Source organism: Streptomyces sp. NPDC005878 (assembly GCF_040629815.1).
GTDB lineage: Bacteria > Actinomycetota > Actinomycetes > Streptomycetales > Streptomycetaceae > Streptomyces.
Map to the genome: position 1 here is coordinate 84,264 of NZ_JBEXWK010000010.1, position 12,851 is coordinate 97,114.

Annotated in this window: 10 protein-coding genes; 4 read left to right on the forward strand and 6 right to left on the reverse strand. The window is 73.7% G+C overall.

Features of this window, described 5'->3' with window-relative positions:
- Positions 1–215 precede the first annotated feature (215 nt).
- Positions 216–1,181 carry an RNA polymerase sigma factor SigF gene (locus tag ABZ404_RS17655; protein ID WP_358836652.1) on the forward strand — a complete coding sequence of 322 codons (966 nt, stop codon included), beginning with the start codon at positions 216–218 and terminating at the stop codon, positions 1,179–1,181.
- 137 nt (positions 1,182–1,318) lie between these two features.
- Complete coding sequence (locus tag ABZ404_RS17660) at positions 1,319–2,236, forward strand: hypothetical protein (RefSeq protein ID WP_358990532.1); 918 nt, start codon at positions 1,319–1,321, stop codon at positions 2,234–2,236.
- A gap of 69 nt (positions 2,237–2,305) precedes the next feature.
- Here ABZ404_RS17660 and ABZ404_RS17665 read toward each other — a convergent pair whose 3' ends face one another.
- Positions 2,306–2,515, reverse strand: coding sequence for a hypothetical protein (locus ABZ404_RS17665; protein ID WP_358834851.1), 210 nt, complete (start codon positions 2,513–2,515; stop codon positions 2,306–2,308).
- A 292-nt stretch (positions 2,516–2,807) separates the two neighbouring features.
- Here ABZ404_RS17665 and ABZ404_RS17670 point away from each other — a divergent pair, with 292 nt between their 5' ends.
- Positions 2,808–3,293, forward strand: coding sequence for a MarR family transcriptional regulator (locus ABZ404_RS17670; protein WP_358834852.1), 486 nt, complete (start codon positions 2,808–2,810; stop codon positions 3,291–3,293).
- Positions 3,294–3,325: 32 nt separating this feature from the next.
- Positions 3,326–4,957, forward strand: a complete 1,632-nt coding sequence (locus tag ABZ404_RS17675) for an MDR family MFS transporter (RefSeq protein WP_358834853.1) — start codon at positions 3,326–3,328, stop codon at positions 4,955–4,957.
- 115 nt (positions 4,958–5,072) lie between these two features.
- On the opposite strand, the gene ABZ404_RS17680 is transcribed toward ABZ404_RS17675, so the two are convergent.
- The 5 genes from ABZ404_RS17680 to ABZ404_RS17700 all read right to left on the reverse strand — a co-directional run bounded on the left by ABZ404_RS17680 (position 5,073) and on the right by ABZ404_RS17700 (position 12,760).
- Positions 5,073–5,846: a TetR/AcrR family transcriptional regulator gene (locus ABZ404_RS17680; RefSeq protein WP_358834854.1), complete on the reverse strand. Its 774-nt coding sequence runs from the start codon at positions 5,844–5,846 to the stop codon at positions 5,073–5,075.
- Between the two features lie 116 nt (positions 5,847–5,962).
- On the reverse strand, positions 5,963–7,495 hold the full coding sequence (locus ABZ404_RS17685) for an MFS transporter (RefSeq protein WP_358834855.1): 1,533 nt from the start codon (positions 7,493–7,495) through the stop codon (positions 5,963–5,965).
- Positions 7,496–7,692: 197 nt separating this feature from the next.
- Positions 7,693–9,729: a glycosyltransferase family 39 protein gene (locus tag ABZ404_RS17690; protein ID WP_358834856.1), complete on the reverse strand. Its 2,037-nt coding sequence runs from the start codon at positions 9,727–9,729 to the stop codon at positions 7,693–7,695.
- Positions 9,726–11,000, reverse strand: a complete 1,275-nt coding sequence (locus tag ABZ404_RS17695; protein ID WP_358834857.1) for a bifunctional glycosyltransferase family 2/GtrA family protein — start codon at positions 10,998–11,000, stop codon at positions 9,726–9,728. Before ABZ404_RS17695 ends, ABZ404_RS17690 begins: the two co-directional genes overlap by 4 nt.
- 26 nt (positions 11,001–11,026) lie before the next feature.
- Complete coding sequence (locus ABZ404_RS17700; RefSeq protein ID WP_358834864.1) at positions 11,027–12,760, reverse strand: HAMP domain-containing sensor histidine kinase; 1,734 nt, start codon at positions 12,758–12,760, stop codon at positions 11,027–11,029.
- Positions 12,761–12,851 lie beyond the last annotated feature (91 nt).

Sequence of the window (12,851 nt, forward strand, 5' to 3'; positions counted from 1 at the left end):
TTTGGGTGAACAATCCGCGAGTGAAATCGGCGCACCCCCTGCTAACTGCGCGTATCCGTGCCGGACTTGTCGACATGTCACTACAGCGTGTTGCCGACTTGTGACATTCTGCAGGAACCGCGTTTGCCGCAGCTCCGCCTCCGGTATTCAGGTGGAGGCTGCGTTCCTCCGATGGTCGTGGCCACCGCGACCGTCCGCGACCTCAAGGGGGTGGCATGTCCGCAGAACAGGGCAGCTCAAAGGTGCAGGTACTGACGCTCATGAAGAGCGTGCCCGCACCCGATGTGCCGATGAGCTCGGAAGTCATCGACATCTGCGCCGTGCCCGGCTCCCCCGAGGCGCTCGACTCCGCGGGCCCCACGGCCCCCCTCACCGCCCCCCGGCGGGAGGCAGCGGGCACCCCGGGCTCCCACGAACCGCTGGACACCCGCACGCTCTCCCGCTCCCTGTTCCTGCGGCTGGCCGCGCTGGGCAGCGCGGAGAGCCCGGAGCGTACGTACGTACGCGACACCCTGATCGAGCTCAACCTGCCGCTGGTGCGGTACGCGGCGGCGCGCTTCCGCTCCCGCAACGAGCCGATGGAGGACATCGTCCAGGTCGGCACGATCGGCCTGATCAAGGCGATCGACCGCTTCGACTGCGAGCGGGGCGTGGAGTTCCCGACCTTCGCCATGCCGACGGTGGTCGGTGAGATCAAGCGCTTCTTCCGCGACACCTCGTGGTCGGTCCGGGTCCCGCGCCGCCTCCAGGAGCTGCGTCTGGCCCTGACCAAGGCGAGCGACGAGCTGGCCCAGAAGCTCGACCGCTCCCCGACGGTTCCGGAGCTCGCGGCGGTCCTCGGCGTCTCGGAGGAGGACGTGGTGGACGGCCTCGCGGTCGGCAACGCGTACACGGCCTCCTCGCTCGACTCCCCCTCCCCCGAGGACGACGGCGGCGAGGGCTCCCTCGCGGACCGCCTCGGCTACGAGGACGCGGCCCTCGAGGGCGTGGAGTACCGCGAGTCCCTCAAGCCGCTCCTGGCCAAACTCCCGCCGCGCGAACGCCAGATCATCATGCTCCGCTTCTTCGCGAACATGACGCAGTCCCAGATCGGCGAGGAGGTCGGCATCTCCCAGATGCACGTCTCCCGTCTGCTGACCAGGACGCTGGCGCAGCTGCGGGAGGGCCTGATCGCGGACTAGGCACCGGCTGCCCGGCGGCTCCGTTCACCCGGGGCCGCTCCTGCGGGGCTGCTCCGGCCGGGCCGCTCCTGCGGGGCGCCCGGTCCCGGTCCCGCTGCCGTGTTCCCATTTGACGGGTCGTCAGCAACACTGGCCCGATGCGACGTGCTGCGTTGATCGGCGTATCGGCGGCGGCCACACTCGCCCTGGGCGGGGCGCTGGCCGCCTGCGGCGGGGAGGGCGGAAGGCCCTATGTGGCCGTGGGAGCGGCCGGTTCCGGACCGGAGGCCACGCCGAGCGGCCCCGTCCCGCCCCACGGCGGGGTGGAGCTCATCCCGCTGGACGGGGCCGGGGAAGCGGGCGCGCCCCGGCGGGACGGGGCCGCACCCGGCCGTTCCGCCCCCGGCGACCCCTCCGCCCGCGACGGCGGCCGCGCCCCGGCGCCCGGCGGAGGCACCAGGGGTGGAGGCGGCAGCGCCCCGGACGGGAGTACGACCGGCCCGGCACCCGGCGCGGGCGGTACGGGCACCACGGGCGGAGGCGGCACCAGCCGGACTCCCGGCGGAGGCGGCACGACCGGAGGCGGAGCCCCGGGAACCCCGACAGGCGCAGGCACCGGCGGCACAGGCACAGGCACGGGCGGCGGCACCGGCGGCCGCGCGGACGGCGGCACCGGAAGCACAGGGAGCACCGGGAGCACCGGGAGCACCGGGAGCACCGGAAGTACGGGGAGCACCGGAAGCACCTCCCCCGGCCCCCCGGCTCCCGCCCCCGCCGCCCTGACGGTCGGCGTCCCGACCCGGACCCCCGACCCCACCGCCCGCTGGTGCGAATCGGTCACCGTCCCGCTCCGCAACAGCGGCGGCACCCCCGTGGTCGCGGGCACGCTCACCTTCGCCACGCACGTCATCGGGCTGCTCGGCGTCGACTGGGCCACCCTCACCTCCACCCGGCCCCTCGCCCCCGTCCCGGCGGGCGCGGCGGCCTCCCGTACGTACCGGGTCTGCGTGGACGCCTGGCGCGTACCGCTGGGCATGCACATCGAGACCCGCTCGGTGACCGCCGACTGGCGGTGACCGAACGGGCCTCGAAGGGGTACCGGAAAGGGCGGACCCGGCCCGGAGCGGGCTCGGCTCCGCAGGGGCTCAGCCCAGCGCGAGCCAGGCGACGCCCGCCAGGACGGCGAGGACGAGGACGACGCCCACGATCAGGCCGACGCGCGGACCGGCCGGCGTCGCGGCGGGGGTGGCCGCCTGGCGGCCCTGCGGGGCGCCCTCGTCGACGAAGGCGCGGAACATCTGCGTGCTGCCCGCGGGGTCGTAGTTGCCCTCGGGGCCCGGGGTGTTGTGTGCCATGCACCGGACCCTAGCGAAGTCCCGGGGTCCGCCCAACCCCCGCCCCCGCGCACGCGGGCACGCACACCTCGCGCTCACCGCGCCCGCACACCGGCCGCCCACCCCCGCCGGAAGGCCCGCACCCGCACCCCGACCCGCCCTGACCTGCGCATTGACTTCCCACATGCGAACCCTTTGCGCTTACTTTGCCCGGTCCCCTGCCGATTCACTTGCCTTCAGCAACCAATCACCTCTATGGTTGCCCTAAGCAACAAGATCAGCGGAGCAGTGTCGCCCGGACCGGAGGAGCCCGATGGCCGCGCAGAGCCACTACGAGGAGCTCGCCCGACAGCTCAGCGCCATCGGGGCCGTCAAGCGCGGGCTCGGGCGGATCCTGCCGGCCGAGTGCCCGGCCGGCTCGGCCGCCGTGCTCACCCTCCTCGGCCGCCACGGCGAGATGCGCATCAGCAGGCTCGCCGAACTGCTCGACGTGGACATGTCGGTGACCAGCCGCCATGTCACCCATGTGGCCGCACGCGGCTGGATCGAGCGCGACCCGGACCCGCTGGACAAGCGCTCCCGCATCCTGCGGCTCACCCCCGCCGGCCGGGACATGCTCGACGAGCTCGGGCGGCGCACCGCGGAGATGTTCGCCCGGACCCTGCGGGACTGGTCCGACGAGGAGGTCGGACAGCTGAACGTCATGCTCGCGCGGCTGAGAGAGAGCTTCGACTGCCGCGAGGAACGTTTGATCCATCCCGCGCCGCTCACCCGTACACCCGCCGCGCGACAGGCGTAACGGCCCACCAGACGCAGAAGAGAAGGAAGTTCATGGCTACATCCACACCGGCCGGTGTGCGGGACGGCAGCACCGCCCAGGGCGGGCACCCCCACCAGGGGCCCGACGGCGGCGCGCCGATGACCCACCGGCAGATCATGGAGGCGCTGTCCGGGCTGCTGCTCGGCATGTTCGTCGCCATCCTGTCCTCGACGATCGTCTCCAACGCCCTTCCGCAGATCATCGGCGACCTGGGCGGCGGTCAGTCCGCGTACACCTGGGTCGTCACGGCCTCGCTCCTGGCGATGACCGCGACCACCCCGCTGTGGGGCAAGCTCTCCGACCTCTTCAGCAAGAAGCTGCTGGTCCAGATAGCCCTGGTCGTCTACGTCAGCGGTTCGGTGGTCGCCGGGCTCTCCCAGAACGCGGGCATGCTGATCGCCTGCCGCGTCGTCCAGGGCATCGGCGTCGGCGGTCTCTCCGCGCTCGCCCAGATCATCATGGCCGCGATGATCGCCCCGCGTGAGCGCGGCCGGTACAGCGGCTACCTCGGTGCCACGTTCGCGGTCGCGACGGTCGGCGGACCGCTGCTCGGCGGCGTCATCACGGACACCGAGTGGCTCGGCTGGCGCTGGTGCTTCTACGTGGGCGTGCCCTTCGCGGTCATCGCCCTGATCGTGCTCCAGAAGACCCTGAAGCTGCCGGTGGTCCGGCGTGAGGTCAAGGTCGACTGGGCGGGCGCGCTCTTCATCAGCGCGGCGGTCTCGCTGCTGCTCGTGTGGGTGACGTTCGCGGGCGACAAGTACGACTGGATCTCCTGGCAGACGGCCGCGATGGTCGGCGGCTCGGTGCTGCTGGGCGCGCTCTTCGTGTACGTGGAGTCGCGGGCGTCCGAGCCGATCATCCCGCTGCGGCTCTTCCGCAACCGGACGATCACCCTGGCGTCGCTGGCCTCGCTCTTCGTGGGTGTGGCGATGTTCTCCGGCACGGTGTTCTTCAGCCAGTACTTCCAGCTGGCCCGCGGCGAGTCCCCGACCATGTCCGGGGTCCTGACCATCCCGATGATCGCCGGTCTGTTCGTCTCCTCCACGGTCTCCGGGCAGGTCATCACCAAGACCGGGCGCTGGAAGGCGTGGCTGGTCAGCGGTGGTGTGCTGGTGACGGCCGGGCTCGCGCTGCTCGGCACGATGCGGTACGACACCGCGTACTGGCAGCTGGCGATCTACATGGCGCTGATGGGCCTGGGCATCGGCATGATGATGCAGAACCTGGTGCTGTGCACGCAGAACCAGGTCTCCGCGGCCGACCTCGGCTCGGCCTCGTCCGTGGTGACGTTCTTCCGCTCGCTCGGCGGTGCGGTCGGCGTCTCCGCCCTGGGCGCCGTGATGGCGAACCGGGTCACCCACTACGTCAAGGACGGCCTGGCCGACCTCGGCCCCAAGGGCGCGGCTCTCGCCCAGGGCGGCGGTGGCGGCGGCATCCCGGACCTCGACAAGATGCCCGCGCCGCTGCGGACGGTGGTGGAGAGCGCGTACGGCCACGGTGTGGCGGACGTCTTCCTCTACGCGGCGCCGTGCGCCCTGCTCGCCTTCTTCGTGACGCTGTTCATCAAGGAGGTCGCGCTGAAGTCCCGCGCGACGGCCCCGGCGGCGCCCGCGGAGCAGGAGAAGGCCCCGGCCTCCTAGAAGCTCGGGTGTCCCGAGCGGAGGCACCCGATACCGGGGCGGCGGGCAGGGGACGGCCCGTCGCCCCACTCCCCCGCGAAGGGGCCCACGCGCGATGCGCGTGGGCCCCTTCGTGCTACCCCTCCCGCTTCGCCTCGATCCCCGCGATCAGCAGGTCCAGCGCGAAGACGAAGTCCCGCTCGCGCATCTCCGCCACCGTGTCCCCGCCCCGGGCCTCCATGAGCTCCTCCGCCATGGCGAACTGCTCGTGCAGCTCGGGACGTTCGCGTACGGTGCCCATCGCCTGGGCGAAGTACTCGTCCTCGGTGACCCCGGCCTCCGCGCACCGCGCGACGAACTGGCCCTCGATGGTGCCGAATCCGTACACGAACTGGAACACCGCCGCCAGGCCGCCGGTCACCCCGTGCTGCGGCAGTCCGCTGCGGGCCATGACCGTCTGGGCGGCGACGGAGAAGGCCAGGAAGTTCGGGCCGATGTTCAGATAGCGGCCCATCAGCGGGGACACCCAGGGATGGGCGACGAGCATCGCCCGGTAGCCGACCGCCAGGGCGCGGATCTGGTCGCGCCAGTCGGCGTCCTCCTGGTCGACGTCCGGGACCGGCACCTCGGCGGCGACCGCGTCCATGGCGAGCTCAAGGAGGTCGTCCTTGGTGTCCACGTACCAGTACAAGGACATCGCGGTGACGCCGAGCTCGGCCGCGAGGCGCCGCATGGAGAACTTCGCCGCGCCCTCGCTGTCGAGGAGCCGGACCGACTCCGTGACGATCCGGTCCCGGTCGAGCGCGGCGGCCGGCTGCCCGGCCCGCCGGGTCCGGCCCGCGGACCTGCCGGCCGTCAGCCACACGCTGGTCCGCATCGGGTTCTTCGCGCGCTCGGCTGCCGACACCATGGCGTGCCCTCCTCGTCGGGTCGTCGGACTGTACGTACACCTGTCGTACGCCGTTCGTGCCGCATCGGCCACAGCGGCCGGCGGAATGTCATCCTCCGCCGGCCACCGCTCCGATGCTATGCCGCGGGCGCGGCCTGCGGCGCGGGCGCCGGGGCCCCGTCGCCGCCACCGCGTTCCGCCCGGGCCAGCAGGGCCGCGGCGAGCAGGCCGCCCGCGAGGACCGCCACCGCGCCGACCAGCTGACTGGTCTGCAGGCCCGAGGCGAACGCGTCCGAGATCCGGGCGCGCTCGGCGTCACCGTCGGCCGCCGCCAGCGCCGCGGGAAGCGAGGCCGCGCCCACTACGGACGGGACCAGCGCGGCGAAGCGGGAGTTGAGGACCGCGCCGAGCACGGCCACGCCGAGCCCGTTGCCGAACTCCGCCAGGGTGCCGTTGACGCCCGCGCCCACGCCCGCCTTCTCCGGCGGGATCGCGCCCATCAGCGTGTTGGCCATGGCGGGCATCGACACGGCGATGCCCGCGCCCATCACCACCAGGCCCAGCAGCATCCCGCTGTAGTGCTCACGGCCGAGCAGCGCTATCGCCGCGAGGCCCGCCGCGTTCGCCGCCATGCCCACCGCGATCGTGCGGGGCGTGCCCAGCTTGGGCAGCAGCCGCGCGCCCACCCCCGCCACGTTCAGCACGATCACGCTCAGCGCCAGCGGCGCCGTGCGCAGCCCCGCCTCCAACGGCCCGTAGCCGAGCACGAACTGCAGGTGCTGGGTGAGCAGGAAGAGCGAGCCGCCCATGCCGAAGGCGACCAGGATCGAGCCCGCGACCGCGCCGGTGAACCGCTGGTTGCGGAAGAAGTGCATGTCCAGCATCGGGTACGGGACCGACAGCTCCCAGCGGGCGAACGCGGCCAGGAAGACCAGGCCCACCACGGCCGGGACCAGCACGTGCGCCGAGGTCCAGCCGTGGCCGGGGCCGGAGATGATCGCGTACACCACGCCGGTCATCCCCACCGTGGAGAGCACCGCGCCGAGCAGGTCCGGCCGGTCGCCCAGCGGGTTCTTGGACTCCGGGACCAGGGCGAGCACGGCCACCAGGCCGATCGCCGCCACGGGGATGTTGACCAGGAAGATCGCGCCCCACCAGAAGTGGTCGAGCATGACGCCGCCGATCAGCGGCCCGGCGGCGAAGCCGAGCGAGTTGACCGTGGCCCACAGCCCGATGGCCTTGACCCGCTCCTCGTCGTCGAAGATCTGCACGACGACGGCGAGGGTGGTGGTCATCAGGAGCGCGCCGCCGACGCCCATGCCCGCGCGGGCGGCGATCAGCTGCCCGGCGCTCTGGGAGAGTCCGGCCGCCAGCGATCCGAGGCCGAAGAGGGTGAGCCCGGCCGCCAGCATCTTCTTGCGGCCGTACCGGTCGGAGGCGCTGCCCGCGGTGAGCAGCAGCCCGGACTGGACGAGCGAGTACGCGTTGATCATCCACTGGATGTCGGCGGTCGAGGCGCCGACCGAGGTGGTCAGGGAGGGGATCGCGACGTTCAGGACGGTGTTGTCGAGCAGCACGGTGAGCTGCGCCAGACAGATGACACCCAGGATCAGCCAGCGCTGCGGGTGCCTGGTGGGGGCGGCAGATGGGTCGGCGACCGGGGCCGTCATGCGGGGCTCCTAGGTGAGTTGTACAGCGTATGAGGACGTTGTCGTACACCGTAAGGGCGCTTCTTGTACGGCGTAAAGGGCTTTTCCGGGCCGGGGTGCCCACGGGCGCCCGGGCCCGGTCGCGCCCGTACGCCAGAACGCCGGTGGGTCGGGGTCCGCACCCCGGCCCACCGGCTCTTTTCCCGTACCGCGCGCTCCTACGTCACCGGCGCCGTCAGGTCGTAGAACGTGGCGGAGCCGACCGTCACCTTCTGGAAGGAGGCCTCCACCCAGGTGGCGATGGCACTGCCGGTCGCGGCGCCGCCGGGGCCGCCCCGGCCTCCCATACCGCCGCCGGAGATGAAGTAGTGGATCCTCCCCTCGGCCACGTACGCCTTGAACCGCGCGAGCGTGGGCGAGGGGTCGCTGCCGTTGAAGCCGCCGATCGCCATCACGGGCCTGGCGGTGGCGAGTTGGTAGCTCGCGGCGTTCTGGGAGCCGATCGCGGCGGCCGCCCAGGTGTAGTCGTCCGCGTCCTCCTTCAGCAGCGTCTTCGCCCGGGCACCGACCTGGGCGCCGTTGAGCAGCCCGCCCATCCCGCCGGGCCCCCCGCGCTCGCCGCGACCGGCCGCACCGCCGGGGAGCTGGGCGTTGCCGGGGAGCTGGGCGTTGCCGGGGAGCTGGGCGCCGCCGGGGGGCTGGGCCGGGCTGCCGTTCGGGCCGCCCTGGGGGGCGCCGCCCCTGGACGCGCCCGCCGGGCCCGCCGTGACGATCGAGCCGGTGTGGCCGGTGTCCAGGGTGCTCATCGTGTACGCGAACGGCCCGGCCAGCGAGGCCGCGAGCCCCACCCCCGCCGCCCCCAGCGCCAGCCTGCGGTCGAGCCGTCCCGCCAGCATCAGCCCGACGGCGGCGGCCAGCCCCGCGACCAGCACCGTCCGGCGCAGCCACGGCAGGTAGTCCGGCGTACGGCCGAGCAGGACGGACGACCACCACGCCGTCACCGCCACCGACGCCCCCAGCGCCGAGGCCGCGGCGATCCGGCTCCGCTCCTCCCACAGCACCGTGACCCCCATGCCGACCAGCGCGGCGATGTACGGGGCGAGGGCGACCGTGTAGTACTGGTGGAAGATCCCCGCCATGAAGCTGAAGATCCCGGCCGTCATCAGCAGCGCCCCGCCCCAGGCCAGGAACGCCGCCCGCGCCGTGTCGGTGCGCCTGCCGCGCCAGGTGACCACCAGGCCCGCGACGAGCAGCAGCAGCGCGGCCGGCAGCAGCCACGAGATCTGGCCGCCCACCTCGGCGCCGAACATCCGGCCGAGGCCGGTCGAGCCCCAGCCGCCGCCTCCCCGGCCGCCAGTCCCGCCGCCCACACTGCCGGTCTCGTCGCCGTTGATCCGGCCGAGGCCGTTGTAGCCGAAGGTCAGCTCCAGGAAGGAGTTGTGCTGCGAGCCGCCGATGTACGGACGCGAGGACGCGGGCCACAGCTCCACGGCCGCCACCCACCAGCCGCCGGACACCACGGCCGCCAGTCCCGCCAGGGCTAGCTGTCCGAGCCGCCTGCGCGGCGGCGCCGGCGCGCACACCGCGTACAGCAGGGCGAGCGGCGGCAGGATCAGGAACGCCTGGAGCGTCTTGGTCAGGAACGCGAAGCCGACGGCCACACCCGCCCACACCAGCCACTTCGTCCGCGCGTCCTCCAGCGCCCGCAGCACGCAGTGGACGGTGACGGTCATCAGCAGCGCGAGCAGCGCGTCCGGGTTGTTGAAGCGGAACATCAGCGCGGCGACCGGGGTGAGCGCCAGCACCGCGCCCGCGATCAGTCCCGCCGCCGGGCTGAACCGGCGCCGTACCGCCGCGTACAGCACCGCCACCGTGCCGACGCCCATCAGGACCTCGGGAAGCAGGATCTGCCAGGAGCCGAGGCCGAAGAGCCGCACCGAGAGCGCCATCGGCCACAGCGCGGCCGGGGGCTTGTCGACGGTGATGGCGTTCGCGGAGTCCAGCGAGCCGAAGAACATCGCCTTCCCGCTCTCGCCGCCCGCCTGGACGGCCGCCGAGTAGAAGGAGTTGGCGTAGCCGGAGGCGCTGAGGTTCCAGAGGTAGGCGAGGAGGGTGAGCAGGAGGAGGCCGAGGAAGGCGGGGCGCACCCAGGCCGGGTCGGTGGCGCGCCCGCGCCACAGCCGCACGGCGGCGGGTCCGGGCCGGACCGAGGCGAACCCCTCGTGCGCGTCGGCCGGGCGGGAGGTCGTGGTCATCGGGTGGCGTCCTTCTGGTGGGGGAGCACAGGGGCGCGGTCCGGGAAGACCCAGGCGCGGAAGAGCAGGAAGCGCAGCACGGTGGCGGCCAGGTTCGCCGCCACCAGGACGGCCAGCTCGGTGGAGTGCGAGGGGTCGCCGCCCGCCGCGTCCAGGGCCGCGAGGGAGCCGCTGGTCAGGGCGAGCCCGATCGCGAACACGACGAGCCCCTGCGCCTGGTGGCGCATCGCGCGCTCCCGGCCCCGTACGCCGAAGGTGAGCCGGCGGTTGGCGGCGGTGTTGGCGACGGCGGAGACCAGCAGGGCGGCTGCGTTGGCCCCTTGGGGTCCGGTGCCGGCCCGGAAGAGCGAGTAGAGGCCCAGGTAGAAGAGGGTGGAGAGCGCGCCGACCACGCAGAAGCCGACGAGCTGACGGGTGAGCCCGCCCGGAACGCCGCTGAGGGCACGGTCGCGCGGGTCGTCCCCGAAGGGGCGCGCGAGCCGGTCCAGGGGGAGCGCGCCGACGGCGAGGGCGCGCCCGATCCGCCACACGCCCTTGAGATCGTCGGCCGCCGTCCGGACCAGGTGGACGGTCGAGTCCGGGTCGTCCACCCAGTCCACCGGCACCTCGTGGATCCGCAGCCCGGCCCGCTCGGCCAGCACGAGCAGCTCGGTGTCGAAGAACCAGCCGGTGTCCTCCACCATCGGCAGAAGCCGCTCCGCCACCTCGCGCCGTATCGCCTTGAACCCGCACTGGGCGTCCGAGAAGCGCGCCGCGAGCGAGGACTTGAGGATCAGGTTGTAGGCGCGCGAGACGAACTCCCGCTTCGGCCCGCGCACCACCCGCGAGGCCCGGCTGAGCCGGGAGCCGATCGCCAGGTCGGAGTGGCCCGAGATGAGCGGGGCGACCAGGGGGAGCAGCGCGTTCAGATCGGTCGAGAGGTCGACGTCCATGTACGCGAGCACGGGCGCGTCCGAGGCCGACCACACGGCCCGCAGCGCCCGCCCGCGCCCCTTCTGCTCCAGCCGGACATGGCGTACGCCCGCGATCTCCCGGGCCAGGCGCGCCGCGATCTCGGGGGTGCGGTCGGTGGAGGCGTTGTCGGCGACGGTGATCCGGAACGCGTACGGGAAGGTGCGGGCCAGGTGCTCGCCGAGCCGGCGCACACACGGCTCCAGGTCCTTCTCCTCGTTGTGGACGGGGACCACCACGTCGAGGACGGGCCCGCCGGCCGCGCCGACGGGCAGGTGCTCACGGGCCGGCAAGGTGCCCACGGAGATGTCGGTTCGCATGCCCCCGACCCTCGCGAGGACCGCTGTCACACCTGTGTGGTGCGACTGTGGGAGGGCTGTGAGTGCGGCGGGGGATGGGGGGTGGGGTGGGCCGGGTTGGCGGCGAGGGCGCGGGCGGGGGCCGGGGCGTGGGCCGGGGTGGGGTCCGGGGTGGGGTCCGGGGTGGGGTCCGGGTTGAGGCGCGGGTGGTGGGCCGGGTCGAGGCGCGGGTGGTGGGCCGGGTCGTCGTGCGGGTGGTGGGCCGGGTCGTCGTGCGCCGGCAGGCATACGGTGAAGACCGTGCGGCCAGGAACCGAGCGCACCGCGACCGTGCCGCCGTGCGCGGCCACCACCGCCTGCACGATGGCGAGCCCGAGGCCGGTGGAGCCGTGGGCGCGGGAGCGGGAGGCGTCGCCGCGCGCGAACCGCTCGAAGACGTGCGGGAGGAGGGCGGGCGGGATGCCCGGCCCGTCGTCCTCGACGTCGAGGACGGCCCACGCGCCCCGGCGGGCCACGCGCGCGGTGACGGTGGTGCCGTCGGGCGTGTGCGTACGGGCGTTGCCGAGCAGATTGACCAGCACCTGGTGGAGCCGGGGGGCGTCGCCGAGGACGGAGACGGGGGCGCCGGGCTGGGATCCGGGCAGGGATCCGGGCAGGGATCCGGGCAGGGATTCGGGCAAGGATCCGGGCGGGGATTCGGGGTCTCCGGACAAGGGCAGGTGGCCGCGCGGCGCCGGGGCGTGGTCGGCGGGCGGAGCCGGGAGCTCCAGGCGCCAGTGGTGCGCCTGACCGGCCGCCCGGGCGTCGCTCACCGCGTCCACGACCAGCGGGGAGAGATCAGTGCTCTCGTACGAGAGCGGGCGTCCGGCGTCGAGCCGTGCGAGCAGCAGCAGATCCTCCACCAGCCCGGTCATCCGCCGGGCCTCCGCCTCGACGCGCCCGAGGGCGTGCCGGGTCGCGGGCCCGACCTCCTCGGTACCGCGCCGGGTGAGCTCCGCGTACCCCCGGATGGAGGCGAGCGGGGTGCGCAGCTCATGGCTGGCGTCGGCGACGAACCGCCGTACGCGCGTCTCGCTCTCCTGCCGCGCGGCCAGCGCCGAGCCGACGTGCCCCAGCATCCGGTTGAGCGCCGCGCCGACCTGTCCGACCTCGGTACGGGGGTCGGCCTGGGCATCGGGGACCCGCTCGTGCAGGGCCACCTCGCCGCTGTGGAGCGGCAGTTCGGAGACCCGGGTGGCGGTCGCGGCGACCCGGCGCAGCGGACGCAGGGCCACCCCGACGATCGCGGCACCCGCGATCCCGGCGGCGACCAGTCCGGCGGCGGTCACCGAGACGACGACCAGGATCAGCGTGTTGACGGTCGACTCAAGATCCTTCAACGGGAAGCCCAGCAGGGCCGAGCCGTCCCTCGACCACTGTGCCCGGTACGAGCCGAGGCCCGGCACCGAGACGGTGTGGACACGGTCGTCCCTGGGGACCGCCGCCAGCGCGGCGATCTGGTCGGCGGTGAGCGCCTTCGGGTCCGGCCGGGCCGACCCGGGCTCGCCCCGGACGCTGATGGCCCCGGCGGCCTGCCCCTCGGGCCCGGTGCGCAGCCCGACCGTGCCGAAGGGCTGGCCGGGCGCGGAGACGAAGCCCGCTCCGGTCCCGGCGTCGCTGGGCAGGACGTGGTGCGTGCGCTCGACCGCCGGCCGCAGCGCGTCGTCCAGCTGCCGCTGGAGGTTGGAGCGCATCCCGATGACCGTGACCGTACCGATCACGGCGGCAACGACCGCGATCAGCGCGACGGCGGAGACGACGAGGCGGGTGCGGAGGGTCCAGGGCCGGGAGGGACGGCGGGCGAGCCGGAAGGTCCGGCGGGCGAGCCTGGAA